15 protein-coding genes, 1 tRNA gene and 1 pseudogene are annotated in these 18,402 nt (G+C 39.2%); 14 read left to right on the top strand and 3 right to left on the bottom strand.

Features of this window, described 5'->3' with window-relative positions; genetic code table 11:
* Nucleotides 1-182 precede the first annotated feature (182 nt).
* The 7 genes and pseudogenes from NFR43_RS07065 to NFR43_RS07035 form a co-directional block, all read left to right on the top strand.
* Nucleotides 183-2,012, top strand: coding sequence for a TerB N-terminal domain-containing protein (locus NFR43_RS07065; RefSeq protein ID WP_251547825.1), 1,830 nt, complete (start codon nucleotides 183-185; stop codon nucleotides 2,010-2,012).
* A 3-nt stretch (nucleotides 2,013-2,015) separates the two neighbouring features.
* A complete protein-coding gene (locus NFR43_RS07060; RefSeq protein WP_251547823.1) occupies nucleotides 2,016-3,347 on the top strand; it encodes an ATP-binding protein in 1,332 nt (443 codons plus the stop codon).
* 16 nt (nucleotides 3,348-3,363) lie between these two features.
* A complete protein-coding gene (locus NFR43_RS07055; protein ID WP_251547821.1) occupies nucleotides 3,364-5,607 on the top strand; it encodes a DEAD/DEAH box helicase in 2,244 nt (747 codons plus the stop codon).
* Between the two features lie 101 nt (nucleotides 5,608-5,708).
* Nucleotides 5,709-5,781 (top strand) — tRNA-Thr (locus tag NFR43_RS07050).
* A gap of 242 nt (nucleotides 5,782-6,023) precedes the next feature.
* A complete protein-coding gene (locus tag NFR43_RS07045) occupies nucleotides 6,024-6,710 on the top strand; it encodes a hypothetical protein (RefSeq protein ID WP_251547819.1) in 687 nt (228 codons plus the stop codon).
* Nucleotides 6,676-6,918 carry a type II toxin-antitoxin system RelE/ParE family toxin gene (locus NFR43_RS07040; protein ID WP_251547817.1) on the top strand — a complete coding sequence of 81 codons (243 nt, stop codon included), beginning with the start codon at nucleotides 6,676-6,678 and terminating at the stop codon, nucleotides 6,916-6,918. The genes NFR43_RS07045 and NFR43_RS07040 overlap by 35 nt, the downstream gene beginning before the upstream one ends.
* A gap of 32 nt (nucleotides 6,919-6,950) precedes the next feature.
* Nucleotides 6,951-7,142, top strand: a pseudogene (locus NFR43_RS07035) (helix-turn-helix domain-containing protein); the annotation flags it as partial.
* 247 nt (nucleotides 7,143-7,389) lie between these two features.
* On the opposite strand, the gene NFR43_RS07030 reads toward NFR43_RS07035, so the two are convergent.
* Nucleotides 7,390-7,665: a helix-turn-helix domain-containing protein gene (locus NFR43_RS07030; RefSeq protein ID WP_275087106.1), complete on the bottom strand. Its 276-nt coding sequence runs from the start codon at nucleotides 7,663-7,665 to the stop codon at nucleotides 7,390-7,392.
* On the opposite strand from NFR43_RS07030, the gene NFR43_RS07025 reads away from it, so the two are divergent.
* The 3 genes from NFR43_RS07025 (at nucleotide 7,649) to NFR43_RS07015 (ending at nucleotide 11,127) form a co-directional block, all read left to right on the top strand.
* On the top strand, nucleotides 7,649-9,835 hold the full coding sequence (locus NFR43_RS07025; protein WP_251547814.1) for an SEC10/PgrA surface exclusion domain-containing protein: 2,187 nt from the start codon (nucleotides 7,649-7,651) through the stop codon (nucleotides 9,833-9,835). The genes NFR43_RS07030 and NFR43_RS07025 overlap by 17 nt on opposite strands.
* 136 nt (nucleotides 9,836-9,971) lie before the next feature.
* A complete protein-coding gene (locus tag NFR43_RS07020; protein WP_251547812.1) occupies nucleotides 9,972-10,772 on the top strand; it encodes a hypothetical protein in 801 nt (266 codons plus the stop codon).
* 55 nt (nucleotides 10,773-10,827) lie between these two features.
* Nucleotides 10,828-11,127 (top strand): hypothetical protein, encoded by a 300-nt coding sequence (locus NFR43_RS07015; protein ID WP_251547810.1) that lies wholly within the window; start codon nucleotides 10,828-10,830, stop codon nucleotides 11,125-11,127.
* A 31-nt stretch (nucleotides 11,128-11,158) separates the two neighbouring features.
* Here NFR43_RS07015 and NFR43_RS07010 read toward each other — a convergent pair whose 3' ends face one another.
* On the bottom strand, nucleotides 11,159-11,665 hold the full coding sequence (locus NFR43_RS07010) for a hypothetical protein (protein WP_251547808.1): 507 nt from the start codon (nucleotides 11,663-11,665) through the stop codon (nucleotides 11,159-11,161).
* A 78-nt stretch (nucleotides 11,666-11,743) separates the two neighbouring features.
* Entirely contained in the window at nucleotides 11,744-12,316 is a 573-nt protein-coding gene (locus tag NFR43_RS07005; RefSeq protein ID WP_251547806.1) for a recombinase family protein, read from the bottom strand.
* Between the two features lie 1,952 nt (nucleotides 12,317-14,268).
* Here NFR43_RS07005 and NFR43_RS07000 point away from each other — a divergent pair.
* The 4 genes from NFR43_RS07000 to NFR43_RS06985 all read left to right on the top strand — a co-directional run bounded on the left by NFR43_RS07000 (nucleotide 14,269) and on the right by NFR43_RS06985 (nucleotide 18,380).
* Nucleotides 14,269-14,742: a hypothetical protein gene (locus NFR43_RS07000; RefSeq protein WP_251547804.1), complete on the top strand. Its 474-nt coding sequence runs from the start codon at nucleotides 14,269-14,271 to the stop codon at nucleotides 14,740-14,742.
* 260 nt (nucleotides 14,743-15,002) lie between these two features.
* Entirely contained in the window at nucleotides 15,003-17,669 is a 2,667-nt protein-coding gene (locus NFR43_RS06995) for a P-loop NTPase family protein (RefSeq protein ID WP_251547802.1), read from the top strand.
* Nucleotides 17,670-17,736: 67 nt separating this feature from the next.
* Nucleotides 17,737-18,009, top strand: coding sequence for a hypothetical protein (locus tag NFR43_RS06990; protein ID WP_251547800.1), 273 nt, complete (start codon nucleotides 17,737-17,739; stop codon nucleotides 18,007-18,009).
* 167 nt (nucleotides 18,010-18,176) lie between these two features.
* On the top strand, nucleotides 18,177-18,380 hold the full coding sequence (locus tag NFR43_RS06985) for a hypothetical protein (protein ID WP_163704585.1): 204 nt from the start codon (nucleotides 18,177-18,179) through the stop codon (nucleotides 18,378-18,380).
* The last annotated feature ends 22 nt before the right edge of the window (nucleotides 18,381-18,402 follow it).

Below are 18,402 nucleotides of genomic sequence, written 5' to 3'. Positions count from 1 at the left end.
ACAGAAGTTAAGCTTCAACGCGCCGAAAGTAGTTGGGGGATCGCTCCCTGCGAGGATAGGACGTTGCCACGCAATTTAGACGCAGACTGCTATGCAGCCTGCGTCTTTTTTTACTTTTCAAATGCTTCGATTTTGGTATAATCATTACTAGAACGTATGTACGCAAGGGGGCGACAAAGGTCATGGAAATTCAGGAATTACAAGATTATGTCGCTCATAAATACGGTCTGCATTTTCACACGACTACGGAAAGTGAGCGTAATTTACAGGAACTTCATTCGCAGGGGCAACGTCCTTTTGCCCTCTTATCGGTAAATGGTGGTGAATTAGATGTTCACTGTCCCGACTTTGCTCAAATAATTCGGCAGATGTCACAATTTATGGAACCACGGTTAATGAATCATCCTGAATGGGTGGGAATGAAATTCCACGAAGTGAGTACCCGGGATCTAGAAAATGTGCTTGATTATGCATTCAAGGCTACTACCAATGGTAGTGGTAATTTTGTCGCCCAACAATTAGTCTACTTACCTAGTGACGATATTGATAGTAAATATCAGGCACAATCAATTCCCCAAAAGGCGGCGGTGATGAAGCGGCGTCGTTTACCGGCCCCATTACAAAAGATGGTGGAAAGCTATGATTATACGATTTTGCCGGCTAATGAGCAGGTGGAAAATTTTTATCACCAGGGTCAAATGGTGGCCGATTACGAAGATGATTATGATCAAATTTACGAATTTCAGCGTTACTATCCTGACTACCACGCGATGAATGCCCACCAATTGCGGACTTATTTTGCCTGGCGGACTCAGTTACGCCATGGCGACTTTACGGTTAGTAGTACGTCATATGCCTATGTCTATATCTATGAATTACTAAATAATATCGGTGTTCAGGATCCTGAGGAGGGCTATCGCAAGCTCTTGGAATTTGATCAACGGTATGCTAGTAATTACGGGCAACGAATGCAGGATTATTTGCACCGGTGGTTGCAGGATTACGTATTGTATTATGGCTTGGACCGTGAGAAAGCTAACCTCATTTTTGCGGATCAATTAGCAACCGACCGTGATTACCATATTTTACGTCACCCCGCTGAATATGCCCCTTCAGAACTAATCGCAGTTTTTTTAGGTCGGTCACCGTATTTGAAAAAATGTCGACTCTACCGTCAAGCCCCTGATGAGTGGGCAAAACTAGTTGCCAACGTCTGGCAACGCGTCACTCAAAACCAACCAGAAGCGATCCAAGAATTGATGGCCACGCGAACCACGAGTACAAAATATTTTTTTGCGGGAGCGGTGTATTACTTTCATGACCACCCGAAACTAACCAAGTACCCGATTGATTCGGAACGGCAATATGTAATTCAGGATCGTAAATATTCCGCAGAAATTTGGTACCCGTTAAAGGACCAAACCAAGCGTTTGAATAATTTCTTTCATGAAGTTGACCGCCTGGCCCGCCAACAATTTCATTTGGGTCATCCCTTAAAAGCGCGCGACTTGGACCAATCGTTACTCCGAGCGATTGATGAAGGATTACAGGATTACCAAAAGCAACGGGCTGTGGAGAAGCAGCCAAAAGTTGAATTGAATATGAACGAACTTGCTCAGATTCGGACCGATGCCTCGGCAACGCGGGAAAGCCTCTTAACCGAAGAAGAAAAACAAACTGATGAGGAAATTCGTCCGCAGGCTCAACCAACACCGGTTAGTGAAAGATCTGTACCGGTGCGTTCAGAAAACGAGTCCTCAGCTTATCATGATAATGATCAACCAGATTTGACTGCTGATGAACGGTATTTGGTAGAAGCACTCCTAAAACAACAGCCATATGAAGATTATCTCAAAGCACACCACCTGATGGCGTCAATTTTAGTTGATGGGATTAACGAGAAGCTGTTTGATTATCTGGGTGATACCGCAATTGAATTTAATGCTGACGACCGGCCGGTAATTGTTGAAGATTATGAACCAGATTTACGAGAATTATTTAAGGAGGATTAATATATGCCTGAAAAAAAGCGTCGGGTGCCCAAACGGATTGCCCAGACGATCTTAAATTCCTTAAAAGGTGGTGTGGTGCCCCGGATCGGGTTGCCATACATCACTGTGGGCCGGAAAGCGGAAATTGAGGCCCTTTTACATGATGTTGATATCGTGGCTGAAGGTGGAGCGGCCTTTCATTTTATTGTTGGTCGTTATGGCTCAGGGAAAAGTTTCCTGTTGCAAACCATTCGTAATTATGTCATGGATAAAAATTTTGTGGTTGTTGATGGTGATTTGTCGCCAGAACGTCGTCTGCAGGGGACGAAGGGACAAGGATTGGCAACTTACCGGGAACTAATTCAAAATTTAGCAACCAAGACCCGTCCAGAAGGGGGCGCTTTGACCCTAATTTTGGATCGGTGGATCAACTCCGTCCAAACTGAAGTGGCCACAGAGACCAACTTGACCGATGATGATCCCAAGTTTGTGGACGCGGTCGATAAAAAAATTTACGGTGTGATTTCGTCGTTGAATGAGTTAGTCCATGGCTTTGACTTTGCTAAGTTGTTGAATATGTACTATCACGCGTACATGGAAGATGACGATGAGACAAAGGCCAAGGTGATTAAGTGGTTCCGTGGTGAGTATTCGCATAAAACTGAGGCGAAGCAGGAACTGGGAGTGAATATTATCATTTCTGATGATGATTGGTATGAATACCTAAAGCTCTTTGCGGCCTTTTTCCGGCAGGCTGGTTATGCTGGACTAATCATCATGATTGATGAACTAGTCAATATCTATAAGATTCCCAACAGTATTAGTCGTCAGTACAATTATGAAAAGATTCTGACGATGTACAACGATGCACTCCAGGGGAAAGCTAAGTACTTGGGGATTCTGATGGGTGGCACACCGCAAGCAATCGAGGACCGCCGCCGGGGAGTTTATAGTTATGAGGCTTTACGGTCGCGGCTTGCGGAAGGTAAGTTTGCGCAGGCGGGGGCCCGTGATATGTACGCACCGGTGATTAAATTAGATCCGCTGACTGCGGAAGAAATGCTCGTCTTAACGGAGAAATTAGCGGACATGCATGCTGGCTTGTACGGTTATGACCGGACAATTACCGATGATGATCTGGCTAAATTTATCAAAATTGAGTATGCACGGATTGGTGCCGATACCAATATTACCCCCCGGGAAGTGATCCGGGACTTTATTGAAATGTTGGATATCGTTTGGCAAAACCCGGGGACAACGATCGAAGAACTGTTGAATTCCGATCAATTCTCCTATAGCGAGCAAACTGCGGTGAGTGATCAAAAGACTAAAGATTATACAGAATTTACGCTTTAAGAAAGGAGGGGAAGCGATGGATGTCTTTGCACACTATGCGCCATTTATTCAGGATTACATCTATGACCATGGTTGGCAAAATTTGCGTCCAATCCAAGTTGCGGCGGCTGAAGAAATTTTCAGCACCGATCATAATGTTCTCCTCTCTGCTTCAACCGCAGCCGGTAAAACCGAGGCGGCTTTCTTTCCGATTTTGACGGACCTGACTGAAAAACCGGCCGCTTCCATTGGGTGCCTCTACATTGCACCATTGAAGGCCTTGATTAACGACCAGTATCGGCGACTGACAGACCTTTGTGAGGACCATGACTTGCCGATTTGGCGCTGGCACGGGGACGTGGCCCAATCACAAAAGCGGCGGATGTTAAAGGATCCACGGGGAGTCTTGCAGATTACTCCAGAGTCCTTGGAATCTTTCATGATCAATAAACATATGGATATTCCCAACCTGTTCCATGACCTGCGCTACATCGTGATTGATGAACTGCATTCATTTTTACGGAGCGATCGTGGTGGTCAAACTTTTTGCTTGATCGAGCGCCTTTCTAAGTTAGCGGGGGTTGATCCGCGGCGAATTGGCCTGTCTGCGACGATTGGTAATACTGCTGCGGCCAGTAAATTTTTAGGTGCCGGTAGTTCCCGGGCAACGGTTGCACCAAAAGTGCAAAATACCCGGCAAGTTTGGCGCCTGTCCATGGAGCACTTCTACAAAATGGGTCCCCAAGCGGCGCAGGACCAGGAAGAGAATAACCAATTGATTGGTCCGAAAACGGATCAAGCCCCTGAGCTTGCGGACCCCGGCATTGGCTATATTTTTGAGCATACGCGGGGTAAAAAATGCTTGGTATTTACCAATAGTCGGGAAGAATGTGAGGCGGTGTGCCAGGCCCTGCGCGAGTATTGTGCTTATAAGCACGAACCAGACCGTTTTCTAATTCACCATGGTAACCTTTCACCAGCGTTGCGACAGACGGCTGAAGATGCGATGAAGGACGAAGATTCCTACATGACCACTTGTGCTACTGCAACGCTGGAATTAGGGATTGATGTTGGTAAATTGGAAAGTGCCTTTCAAATTGACGCCCCGTTTACCGTCTCTGGCTTTTTGCAACGAATGGGACGGACTGGTCGACGAGGAAACCCACCAGAGATGCACTTTGTTATGCGCGAGGAACACCCTGAATCCAGGGCCATGTTACCAGATTTAATTCCGTGGCCATTGCTGCAGGGGATTGCTTTGGTACAACTTTACCTTGAGGAACGCTGGGTGGAACCACCAGAACCAAACCGTTTACCATATAGCTTGCTGTACCACCAAACGATGAGTACGCTGGCTTCGAGTGGTGAAATGACACCGGCAGAGCTGGCTTCACGGGTGTTGCCATTAACCTATTTCCATAACGTTAGCCAGGATGATTATCGGGTATTGTTACGCCATCTGATTAAAACTAACCAGATTCAGCAAACCGAAAATCACGGGTTGATCGTGGGTTTAGCTGGTGAACGGGTCGTTAATAATTTCAAATTTTACGCGGTTTTCCAAGAAAACATCGAATACAGTGTTCATGCTGGTTCGGAAGAACTCGGAACCATCGTTAAGCCACCGCCGGTTGGTGATAAAATCGCGATTGCTGGCCGGGTCTGGGTCGTTGAAGACATTGATCGGCAACGTCATCAGGTTTACTGTCATGAGGTGAAGGGACGAATTCCCGCCTACTTTGGTGATGTCCCAGGAGATATTCAACCAAAGATCCTGCAACGGATGCGGCAAGTCTTGAATGAAAGTACGATGTATCCATATTTGATGAATAATGCGCAGGCCCGGCTGACCCAAGCCCGAGATACCTGTAATATCGCGGGGATTCCGCAAAAACAGTTGATTAATCTCGGCGGTAAAATGTGGTGCCTGTTACCATGGACCGGAAGTTATGCCTTTTTGGCTTTGGAACGGCTGTTGCGGATCAAATGTGCCAAGCGGTTAAATTTACGTGGCTTTAATTCGTCACGGCCATACTTCATGGAATTTGCCATGGACGCAACTGCGGATGAATTTTTCCAAATCCTTGGAGAAGAGGCGGCGAAGGACTTTGATCCGATGGATCTTGTGTATCCAAAGGAGGTCCCAGTTTTTGATAAGTATGATGAGTACTTACCCGATGAACTAGTTCGCAAGGAATTTGCGAAAAGTGTCCTGGACATTGCAGAAATGAAAAAGTGTGTAGCCCAGATGTGTGCCGAATATCAACGAATGAAAAACTAACGAAAGCTTCTAGCGGATTTGCTAGAAGTTTTTTTAATTATTTTGAAATTAGGGGTTCCCTTTTGAGACTGAATTTGCTATACTAGTTTTCGTTGATTGATGCTGACTTAGCTCAGTTGGCAGAGCACGTCATTAGTAATGATGAGGTCGAAGGTTCGAATCCTTTAGTCAGCACTAATAAATTTACGAAAGCTTGTTACAGCGACGTTTAACGTTGTTATAACAAGCTTTTCTTTTACGCTTTTGATCGCCTTTTAACACGTTTCTTAACACGCCTGGGCTGGGAAAAGTTTTTTAAAATGTTGATTTTCCTGAAGCTTTGCGGTGCTTGGCTTGCGGAGCTAAAAAGTGTGTTAAAGTATTTTATTGAATAAGTTGTAGATTAATAAATTATTGCTAGGATGGGAGATAGGTAAATGATATTAGCAGATATTACAGTATCTTTAAAAAATCCGCTTTTTAGTATAGATCATATTATTGCCTTTATAGGGATTATTTTAAACATAGGGACATTGGTTTTTGCCATATATTCAAATCTTAAAGCTAATGCCGGAACAACTGAGCGTCAAAAAAAGCTAGAAGAACATCAAAGTATTATAGAGAATACTCAAAAAGAAATATCGAGCAATTTAAATAGTACAGCTGCTACTCTTAGTAGAATTAATAAGTCAATTACACAGTTGAATCAAGAACAGGAAGAGCTAGCTAATAGGATTAGTAGTATACAAGTTGTGATGCTTCAAACTGAATATAAAAGTTTTTTCAGTAAATTAAGGGATCATGATTTACATGTTAGAGAACTTCTGATAATCATTAATGAGTACCAGGAAAAAGGATTTAGTCTCGAAAGAACAAGTAGTTTTCGTAGCGCTCTGAGCAAGTTTAACACAGACTTTACTTTTTTTGCTAATTATAATGCTGAATATGGAATTAAGGAAACTTTTCCTCAAATGTTGGTTTTAAACTTTAGCAAGTTAGATAGAAAATATATGGCAACCTATGAAAAAATAAGTGATACTAAGAACGTCAAAGGATGTTTTCCTTTGATTCAGGACTACTCGAAGGTACTTGATCTTTTTTGGAATAAAGTATCAGCTAAGTAAGTGGACTAAGAAGCTAGAAGATAACTTATATGAAATTCGATCTAAACTAGCTTCAAATATCCAGCAAGCTATTTATTTTCACTGGGATGGGAATCAATACATCATTACGCATGGCTTTACTAAGAAAACCAATAAAACCCCTCGCCGTGAAATAAGAACTGGTAGACGAAGAAGAGATGATTATGAAAGGAGTCATTCACGTGAGTAAAATTGATGAGTACATTAAAAATCGTTCTGCTAGTTGAAGTGAGAAATTTACGAGATAGCATAGGTATGAGCCAGCGCGAATTTGCTACTTTAGTTGGTAAGCCACAATCAACGATTGCGCGTTTGGAAAGCGGGAAAATGAATACTTCTATTCAATTGCTGAATGAAATAGCTAGCACAACTAATCAGAAACTGACGGTCAAGTTTGAACCGGTGGCAATTTAATATATTTGTTAAGTAAGAATAAGGTACTATACTTCGTGCAAATAGCGAAGTGTAGTACCTTTTTTAATTTAGGTTGTAATTAGTACCAGGGTTATTTTTTATGAAGTGTAGTACTTAAGTTGAGGTTAATAAATTATCTCTTTAATGGCTCCCATAATGTCCATATTGGCTTTGGAACAGTCAAAATAGACACTTGTACTAAAAAGGTACCAGACTTCTTAAAAATGAAGTGTGGTACCAATTGAAGCTAGTGTTCTTCTTTTGGCTTAGTGTGAATTAAATTCAGTACACTCTTAGCTACTTCTTCGGCTTCTTCTTGATCCAAGAGGGATAGTAGAACCTTCAGTTCCTTCTCATATTTCCCCATTTGGTGTTTACCATGCTTATCAGGTTTTTCGCCCTCAATTAGCGATTCCATACTCGTATCCAATGCCTTAGAAATCTTATCTAGAGTTTCCGCTCGCATATGTTCAACTTCGCCACGTTCTAGTCTTGAAACATAACAAGTGGCTGATGAAAACAACAACTATCAGTCTCAACAAGACCAAATTAAAAAGGACGCTGCCGATAAGGCAACATCCTTGAAGAACCAAATTGATCAAACTCAATCTGATTTGAATACTGCTAAGACTGATATTCAAAATACTCAATCACAAATTAGTGATACTCAAAATCAAATTACTAATTTGCAAAATGATTATAGTACGACTACAACATCAACTGATGCTAATATTGTAAGTGTACCTAACGGTCAAATTGATAAGTCTAAGTCATTAATTGAAAATGCGGCACGTAATGATTTGTGGGATAACTATTATGATTATAATCAAAATGGTAACACAGTTTGGAATAAGAAGATGGTTCCACAAAATATTTATGTAAGTCCAGATAATGATAAGACTGCAAATCATGGGACTAATGCTCCTTCAAATGCTAATATTAATTCAGCATATGATCCATATGCTGAAACTGATATGGTTAATACCAATACAGGTATGACTGAAAGTCAAATGCGTGAACTTTCAATCTTGCTTTTGAATGAACTTAATCATGCACGTGCACAGCGTGGGTTACCTGCATTTGTTATGACAGAAGATCAATTTCAAAAAGCTATGGCTCGTGCACAACAGCAATCAGCTGCAAATCTTGATCATAATGAAACAGATATGAATAGTGCACTAGGTTCAGATTGGCATTCTGAAAATCTTGGTTTAGTAGATGCAAATGCTGATAATATGTTCAATTTATTATTTAATGCAAATAATACTATTTCAGGTATGTTAGAAACTGATGCAGATAGTGATTGGGGGCACCGCGATAACTTCCTTGACTCATCAGCATTGAATGCAGCTTTTGGGTTCCGCAAGTTAGATAATGGCTACTATGTTATGACCTTTGATACAACATATGCAAATGATGCTGATAAGGCTAATGATTTAGTAGCTAATACAATTAATAACTATGCTGCAATGGGGCCAACTAAGGCTAATACAACTACAACACCAGTTGATCATTCAGTCGAAATTGCTCAATTGCAATCTAAGTTAAGTGATTTGAATAACACTTTAGCTACTCAGCAAGGTAAGGTTACTCAATTGCAAAACAAGTTGAATGATTTGAATAAGCAAAAGAGTAATATTGAGAGTGACCAAGCAAGTAAGTTAGCTGATGCTAAGACTCAGCATGAAACCAAGCTAAATGATTTGAATCAACAAATTTCAGCTAAGCAAGATGCGCAACAACAATTGAAGGCTGAAATTGAAGAATTGCAAAATGACATTGCTAATGATCAGACACAATTAGATCAGCTTAATAAGGGTGGCGAAACCCCAGTTGAAACCAAGAAGGACAACGAAAAGTACACTAACTTAGACCCAAGTCTGGTCGTTAAGGTTAACGTTACCGCTGGTGATACTAACATTCCAGCACCAAAGCTATCTGCTGATGCCTTCATTAAGGATACCAACGCCAACACTGCTTCTGCAGCAATGTTTATGGTTTTAGCCCAAACTAATGGTACTTATCCAGAGGGTACGACGGTTGAATGGGCAGATCTAGCTAAGGTGCAAAAGGATGCCCAAACTGCTGGAACTTACGATGAAGAGGTTATCTTAGACTTCCCAGACGGCTCAAAGTCTAAAGCCTTTACTGTACCAGGTGTCTTAGTAGTTGCGGCTAAGCAAACCCCATCAACGGATCCAGACAAGCCAAGCACTGGAGACGATACGCACACTACTGATCCGACTAAGCCAGATCATGGTGGGACAACGACTCCTACTGATCCAGATCATGGTAATACCCCATCTACTAATCCAAGTGACCAAGATCAAACCACAAAACCTGATGATCATCAAGATACCCAACCAAGTGATCAAGGTCAGACTACTCCAGTGGCACCTGCTCACCGTGATGACAACCAATCAACGACATCACAAGCAACCAGCCAATTACCAGCTGGCTACAAGGTAGTTAATAACCAAGTTGTCAATGGCAATGGTAATGTGGTTAATGACTGGAAGGTTGTTAACGGCCAAGCGGTACCAGCTACTCGTGAAGCATACAAAGCTCAACAAGCTCAAACAAAGCAATTACCACAAACTGGTAATAACAATGAAGCTGCTTTGATGGGCTTAGGCTTAGCAAGCTTTGCCAGCATGCTCGGTTTAACTGCTGTAAACAAGAAGCGTAACTAAGGTTGAGTAATTGGGTTGGAAACATTAAATAGGTTCTTAATTTCTTGTGTTCGCCTAGCCCACAATTACTCCCAAAGTAAAAATAAGGCCAGCAGGGTTATGCTCTGCTGGCTTTTTATTATGGGGTGAAATAGTATTGATAAATACCATGTTTAGTAGTCTTATTGGTGCTATTATTGGTGCGGTAATTAGTAGTAATATTTCTTATAAAAGTAACGCCCATGGTGAAAGTGGATGGCGGAGTAAATTATTAGACTTGTCTTCTGTGGAAGCAGTTGGTATGAAAGAAATACTGAAACTGCAATCATTTATTAATCCTACAAAAAATGATACTAACTTACTAAATGATTTTTGTAATATTAATGATTTAGACGACTTAACTTCTTACTTCTGTAACGCTGCAATGAAGGATCTTGTGATACCGAGCTATGTTTCACATAGGGCAATACTACCTAATAAATCAGATATGTATTTTGATGCAGACGACTTTCGCTACATCTGTAAAGTGGTACTAAAAAACGATTGGATTGTTGAAACAGCCTCTATTTTTAATAGATATGATAAGCAGAAAAATTTATTTATAACTGCTAAAAATCATCTTTATCATAAGAGGGGATTAAACTACTTAGCAATGAATTTGCAGGATGATCAAAAAGTTACAATAACTGATAATTGGCATATTTGGTCTTTTCTGATAGTTTGTGCAATTTCCACAATTTCATTTTATGGTTTGATATGTGGAATAGCATATCTGAGTGGCTTTAATTTTGTTAAAGCAATTGCTAATGGTTTAATTGGGTGGAGTATTAGCTTATTATGGATAATTTATTGGGCATACTTCTTTTGTCAAAGAGAGCATAGAAAAGAATTTGCTGTTCTTATTGTCTTTTTAGGGATTGCTATCTTGACTGCAAGCTATTTACACTCCTTAATTTAAATAATTTTCCTTAAAATATTGATGTAATCAAATTATTTTAAGGAGAGTGATTGCCTTGTTTAAGCAAGATTTTCACCAAAATTATGGGGTGACGACTCAGCAATTTATTGGCAGCTTTGCTTACATCTATAAATTTGCTGAGGAACATCAGATTGCTGTAACTGTCAGGAGGAAGAACATCGAATTAGGTATGTTCTTAACCCCATCGACTTTTACTAAGTTACAAGACCTCATGGAGGACCTGGAAGATCGTCATAAACGTGATATGGCTGAATTAAGGGAATTAAAAAAGGATAATAAGAGTCTTGAACTAAAGGTCAGGCTTCTACAAAACAATAATAATCAACAGGATTAATATAAGGAGTATCTCCAGCAATAACGTATTGCTATGAGATACTCCTTATTTTTGTATAGGCAAAAGCGGTTACCTTAGCTAAGTCTACTAAAGTACTGTTCTTGCTGGTTAAGCTATCATCATAGTGGAAGTAGCTCATCACATCGAAGATACTAGTGATTTCTGGAGAGTAGCCGGCGAGTTGGCAAAACTCTTTCTTTATATCAATAGGCGGGACATCTGGTAGTTCAACGCCTTGGTTGTACAGGAAAGGGTCTGCATAGTAGGCATTATCAAAGCCAATTAAAGTAGTAGCAGAATCAAAGATAGATTGAATCTGATGGTAGTAGTAACTAAATGGTAACAAATTGGGTGAGTTTATAAGGTCATCATCAGATGGTAATACATGCCAGGGTTCATAATTATGTTTAAATACCTGGTGAAATAATACTTTACCTTGCAAATCTACAATAACTAGCTGAGTGATCTCATCAAACCTCGTGTAGACAGGGCCGGTGGCGTCAATTAAATAGACTAGTGGTTGTTCTTGATATTGCATAACGACCTCCTTAATAAAGTACAAGCGGCATAATAATATAATCTTCCGGTTCAGGATTATATATTATTATGCCGCTTTTTAGTTATGTTCTATCTGATTCTTGATGCGCTGTAATGTGGAAATAGAGATGTCAAAGGCCTTGGATGTATCTTTGTAGGTATGTTGCTGAAGATAATTATAAGCAGCGCGATAGTGTGGCGTGATAGAGCGTGGTGGTCGGCCTTCGTGATAATTAGGTTTGTGTTCACGAGCCCAACGCTTACCCTCTTGTGTTCGCTCAACGATCATGTCGCGCTCCATCGTGGCGACGGCTAGCAGAATTGTCTTGACCAAACGTCCCACGGTGGAGTTGTCTAGCATGCCAATATTCAATATGTGGAACTTAACACCTCTATCCATTAATGGATCAAGAACATTAAGTGCCTCACGAGTATTTCTGGCAAGACGGTCCAGTTTGGTAACGGTGATAGTGTCACCCGGCTGAACTTTATGGATTAGCTCTTCGAATTTAGGCCGGTGTGTGGTGGTACCAGTGAATTTTTCTGCATAGATGTTATTGGGATTAATACCAGCGTACTTTAATTGCTGAATTTGATCATCCAAGGATTGTGAGCTGGTAGAAACACGTGCATATCCCAAGACTTGAGTCATTTTATCAAAACCTTTCCGAATAAAGTAAACGAACATTTGTTTGTGTTGATATAATAACGCTTTTTTATTTATCCGCGAACTTTTAAGTTTTTGAACAGGCTTGCATTAAATATAGTGCGAATGGGTGGAAATCTACATAGCCAAGTTGAAATTAGGTGTCGGTTTAGCTGACACATTTTAGCAGATGTGCGACACCGTTTTTGACACTGGACTTTGAAATTTGAAAAGTGTCAGTTATTAACCCGATTGGTGTCGGTATGGTGCTAGTTAAGCCGACACTAGCAGATTATTGTTATATCAAGCATTGGGACATATTGGAATTATTTTGGTGTCAATAGAGGAATGTTGGCTAAAACCAGTGGTATCAAGGTGTTGAGAAATAAAGTGTCAAAGGTGTCAGGTTTTAAGAAGAACATTTTAAATTAACTATTAAATGAAGAAAAATAATAGTAATTAATGTAAAAAAGAGTAGTTAATAGTTATTTAATATGTTTTCATCAAAAACCTGACACAACCGACACCTAATGAATTAGGCAACCAAAGTAACTTGATACCTATTGTTAATATATGAATCAGTCTAATATTATTAATCCTGAAAAGCTTCATTTAGCCAAAAAGGAAGTTCATGATCAACAAATGCAAGAAAAGTAATTCTTCAACATCCTTATAAACTTGTTATAATAAAAAAGTGCACTGGCGACCACCAATGCACAAGTTGTCAACTTAGGAGCTGATACCCTTGAGGGTGTACTCTGTTGCGCTTGGCTGGTGGTGTATTGCCGTACACCAGAACAAGAGCGCTACCGTTAAGCTATCAGCCTAATTGTTGAATATAATATATTCTCATTTACGGTTATATTATAGCATGGTTTAGCGACTTTGACGACCGCTTGGCTTTCGGGCTGAGCGGTTTTTCTGTATCTTAATATAACTGCTTTATCCATTAGTTTAAAATCTTTAAATCAGGGTCTTGCAGTAAATATAATCAAATTTACATAGTCAAGCTGAAGTTCGGTGTCAGCTAAACCGACACATTTTAGCAGATGTGCGACACCATTTTTGACACCGGACTTTGTATTTTGAAAAAGGCTAGTTATTAACTCAAATGGTGTCACTCTGGTGTTAAGTTAGCTGGCACCAGCAGATTACTGTTATAGCAAGTATTAGGAAACCTCTTAATAATTATGGTGCCAATCAATAAATAATGATTGAAGTCAGTGGTATCAAGGCATTGGAAGAAAATGTGTCAAAGGTGTCAGGTTTTAAGAAGAACTTTTTAAATTAACCAATTAATGGAGAGAAATAATAGTAATTGATGTTGAAATTAGTAGTTAATTATTATTGATTATGTTTTACTCAAAAGCCTGGCACAACCGACACCTGTTTAGTCTAATATTGGTTGAACATGTAATAGTAATTAAAAGCAAGCTGTCAGCATAAAGAAGCGTAAGTTGGAATGTTGAATGTGAAAATGCCCGTAGCCTTATTAATTTGAGGTTATGGGCATTTTCACTAATGAATAATACTGCAACAGACTATTAGAAATGGTGTTTGGCAATGGTCATTTAGTATGACCATTAACTTTATCACTGTGAATTGATTCAAATGTTTGACTAAAAATTAGAAAATTGACGGCTAATTCAGAACTTTTATAAGACGAATTTAGCCAAATTTAATGTACTTTTGTTACAAACATACATTGATTTTATCTGTTTAATGTTTATCTATCAGTTTTTATATTATAAATAAAAAAATATCGAAAAAATTTAAATTTTTTCGTCCGTTGATTATTAAATTTTGTATCATGAATATATAAATAAATATTAATAATAAATTAATAAAATCTAGGAGCGATTATTATGCTAAAGCAAATAAGAGCAGGACCTATTCCAACAGAATAATTATATAAAAATAATAAAAGTCAACAATGAAATCGAAAGGAAGTTTTTAACATGGCCAATGGTTTAGTAAGAAAGAAGACAGATCCCCAATTTTACTTTGCAGTTTTTATTCGTAAGCACCATGGAAATTATAATGGCGGGATTGGTATTATAATTCCTCACCTTAATGTATTATTTCAGATTACTAAATTTAGTGGTATGGCTAAGGAAGTAACTGGTGAGCGTTTGTTTTCTAATGCATATGAAAAAATATATGAGCCAGGATATTCTGACCTTAGAGTTGTACGTTATTCTAGATTCTCTGATTTGGTCGAAGCACACTCGGAGTTACAACATCCAGTATTTAAACAAATCTTCGAAAGACGGCTACGGGAGATTGCCAATTGTCGAATTGATGACAGAGGTGTCTTTAGAGTTGTTGATAATGATCCAACAGCAGATATGGACTTCGGTCTCATTAATGTTCGTATGAAGCACTATTTCAAGAAGATGAAGAGTGGCTGGCCCGTAGACTGGTTGAGGTGAAACAGAATGTTAATCGACGATAGTGGAATTATGACTTTCCCGAGTACACCTTCTTACTTACTTCAAGCAGAAATACTTCAACTAAACAAAGAGTTTAGTCGACAGTGTGAAAATGAGTCTGGTAAGAGTGAAGCGATAAAACTGCTACCAGAACAGGTATTTAGTGAGTAGGCAAAGGATCATTCCAAAATGATGCTAAATCAACGTTTAAGTTTACGAAGAATGGCATTTATGCTGCTAATAAAGTGGTTGCACATAATGTGGTACAGATTGATATTCATTCAATGCTTCCTACTTTTGCTTATGATCTTGGTTTGCTAAGTGGTCAATATCAAGCCCTATATAATAGGAAGAGATCGATTGAAAAGATTGACGGTTATAAGTCTAATCCCAAGCTAGTTCAGGAAAGGGCGGACATCAAGTTCCGGCTTAATCAGTCCTGTTCTACTAATGATAGTGGCAGAGGGAGATACGTTAATCGGCTGCTCCCAGTATTCAGCTCCATGAATTTTATGTTCGATGTTCTAAACTACTGGGGACTTAATAATGTTTTAGCGTGTCTTAATGATGGCTTCATCATGCAGGTCGGTAAGAGGTTTGATCAGGAGTTTGCCAAGTTTGAACAATATTGCCAGCAACAGATTCCGCATTTAACTTTCTCTACTAAGAAGTGGAAGTACGGAATTATTAAGAACCCGCAGGAATATATACTGATCAATTCACCAGCAGATTATAAGTGCCGAAATCATGAATTCGATGTTAATTCGCTGTATCGACGGAAAACAAGACAGAGCTTGAGGACACTGAAGCCAGATGAGGTTGATCAAGATATATTAGCATTAGCCAAAGAAAAAGAAGGAGAGGTGATTAGAGTGCTTTATCGTTACATGTTTGAACCAGATGTTGATGGCTTAGAGGCTTTGGATGAACAGGAACAATTCAAGGATCTGGATAAAATTCTTCAGCAAGCTGGGATTGATGATATTGACTATAAGGTACCGAAGAAGCATTTCTACAATGTTTCCCTAGGTGATGATAATGATCCTGATGATTGGGCATATCAGTTCACGAAGCGGGCATTGCAGAATCAGGTTTTTGCTACTGGAGATAAACTTAAAGGTCGAGTTAATTTGTTGGGCCAGACCATTAAGATTGATGAAATCCAAGATATTGATGATTATTTGGATAATAGTCGAGTTCAAGTTATTAATAATTACATGCCGTCAGTTATTGACCCTATTGGCAATGACCAAAGCATTGAAGAGTGGTTAGAGTATGAGGTAAAGAAGATTCAACAAAGTAATGTTAATCTGGCTTATCAGTACAACCTGCTTACTATGACCGCTCAAGCTTGGGCGATTCAAAATAATGAAAACCCTAACCAAGTAGGTAATTATTTAACTAAACTGAGAAAAAGGCATGGATTGTCTCAGCTGGATATGGCCGATATGGTATATAACGATCCGAATACCGTTGTGATTAATGGTCAGCTGATGGTAAAGGATAGTCATAATGTGTATAGCTCTAAGGCTTCGGTGGTTAATCATTTGCTGAAAAAGTACATGAATAAGAAGCAGAAGCAACATTTTGACTTGGTTAAAAATAATGTTTTAGCACTGCTTCAGGACGACAAATACCAAGACACTTTAGAGAGTGGCTTCAATTCCGATACCCAGACCATCTGGTTGAATGGTAAAGGTAAGATCCAAATCGATACACAGTATGGTCATGTGGTTGGACATCATGTGAACGTTAACTATAGTCCGGGCATTGTTAACAGCACAGAATACTATCAGGTTAATAATTTTCTTAAACATCTGGCTCCTAAACAGGAGCGTCAGCTAAAAGCAATGCTTGGTCTAATTCCACTCCAACATACAGAGATTATAAAGGAATTAAGAACTTTTATTGTACTAAAAGGTAAGAGTGGTGCTGGAAAGAGTACATTAGCAAACTTGCTAGAAAAAGTTTTTAATGATCCTGATCAGGTTGGTTCCAACATCATTTCTAATACACAGAATGTTAATAATGCCTTTACTGACGGGCATTACATTGCTCTCAATGATTCTAAGAGCGGTATGTTAATGTTATGGTTTGATGATTTTCAGTCCTCTAGTCGGAATAATATTATTACTGCGAATGCGGGAACAGTAATTAATGGGGTGATTTCTGGGGTAGCACAGAATGCATCTGCAAAATATGAGCGGGATCATCCAGTAACATTACCTTCACTAATCGTAATCGCGACTAATTCTATACCGCAAGTTACGCAGGAAGGAACCGCAGCTAGAATGTTCGTGATTGATTCGCCGAAGACGCTCAAAGAAGATCCGATTAAAGATGAGAACGGCAATGTCATTAAAGTTGCTGATTTTATTAATAATCCGAAGGTATGGCAAGCATTGTTCTATATCATCATGCGGGAAGCTGCTAATTTAATGAAAATGACTGATAAAGAACGGGCAGAAATCTTTGATCACAAGTATTCAGCAGCATCTAAGTTGTCGGTGCTCAATGATTCATTGGAACTATTCTTTGAAAATCAAGGAATCACTTCACCTTATGACTTCATTGGGGTGCAGGCTAATAAACTCTTTAATGTTTATAAGGATGAAGCTAAGCAACCAGGGGTATCTTATCGGTCATTTACGGATCAGCTGGAATTATTAGGGCTCGTTTTGAAGCGTAAACACTTTAATGGGAGAACCTTCCAGAAAGTGATTTGTTCTAATGATGATCAGCTAACCCAAGAAAAAATAAAAGCCATGCTAAGTGACTTCAATCTTATGCCAGATCAAGTAAATAGTGTGGATCTCGATACTGGTGAAATCAAGTCATTAAAAACATGGCATCACGGTTACGGAAATTTAAAGGATAAATACCCTCACGCCAATGAAGTATTTAAGACCTTTAAATTCAGTAACTAACAAAAATATTTAATTACATTAATTTTAACATGGAACTTAAAGAATGAGATGGAAAGGAAGAATAAAAATGTCACGTTTTGCAAGAGAACTTAAACTCGTAAAGGTAACTAAGAAAGACTTCATAGAAAGATTCCAGGAATTTAATATATTTGACAAGTTAAGTGAGGATGATCGTTTAGAGGTTGAAATTGATGATAAAGAGGGAATGGTTAAAGGGGTTTACCTTCCAGTGGGTTCTTATAACGAATTAATGCTAAATTACATTCGGATGAACGAGTTGGTTAAGAGTCTTGTGGATGATGGGGAGAATGCAAATGATGGCAAACAGGATAAGCGATAAAAGGCTAAATTTGTACTAAGTCCTAACGCAATATACGAATATAGCGACAAAATAAAAATATTAGTAAATGTTTATGTTGCCCAATGCTCTTAGAGAGGTATATGTAAATGCTATTAAGAAAATTGAAAAGCTAATAAAAAAGTAACAAGTTGAGAAAGGAAATTGGCATGGTTAAAGATGAAATTGTTAACTTGAAAACACTGGCGGACATTATTGGATGTAGCAATGGTTACATCTACACTTTAATCCGGCTGGGTATGCCGTATCATCAGCTGGATCCGAAATCTAGACGCTACTTTGTGGTTGATGAGGTTGTAAATTGGCTCAAAACTGCGGGATTCAGGCAGGTCACAACTTGGCGAGCGCGTTAATATTTTTATTAATGGGTTCTAG

The organism is Limosilactobacillus caecicola (assembly GCF_943192935.1).
GTDB lineage: Bacteria > Bacillota > Bacilli > Lactobacillales > Lactobacillaceae > Limosilactobacillus > Limosilactobacillus caecicola.
This window is presented reverse-complemented; position numbering and strand designations above follow the sequence as displayed.

Excerpts from the sequence above, each read along its gene's own strand:
- NFR43_RS07065 (WP_251547825.1), top strand. The coding sequence starts at position 183 with ATGGAAATTCAGGAATTACAAGATTATGTCGCTCATAAATACGGTCTG.
- NFR43_RS07060 (WP_251547823.1), top strand. The coding sequence starts at position 2,016 with ATGCCTGAAAAAAAGCGTCGGGTGCCCAAACGGATTGCCCAGACGATC.
- NFR43_RS07055 (WP_251547821.1), top strand. The coding sequence starts at position 3,364 with ATGGATGTCTTTGCACACTATGCGCCATTTATTCAGGATTACATCTAT.
- NFR43_RS07045 (WP_251547819.1), top strand. The coding sequence starts at position 6,024 with ATGATATTAGCAGATATTACAGTATCTTTAAAAAATCCGCTTTTTAGT.
- NFR43_RS07010 (WP_251547808.1), bottom strand. The coding sequence starts at position 11,665 with ATGCAATATCAAGAACAACCACTAGTCTATTTAATTGACGCCACCGGC.
- NFR43_RS07005 (WP_251547806.1), bottom strand. The coding sequence starts at position 12,316 with ATGACTCAAGTCTTGGGATATGCACGTGTTTCTACCAGCTCACAATCC.
- NFR43_RS07000 (WP_251547804.1), top strand. The coding sequence starts at position 14,269 with ATGGCCAATGGTTTAGTAAGAAAGAAGACAGATCCCCAATTTTACTTT.
- NFR43_RS06990 (WP_251547800.1), top strand. The coding sequence starts at position 17,737 with ATGTCACGTTTTGCAAGAGAACTTAAACTCGTAAAGGTAACTAAGAAA.
- NFR43_RS06985 (WP_163704585.1), top strand. The coding sequence starts at position 18,177 with ATGGTTAAAGATGAAATTGTTAACTTGAAAACACTGGCGGACATTATT.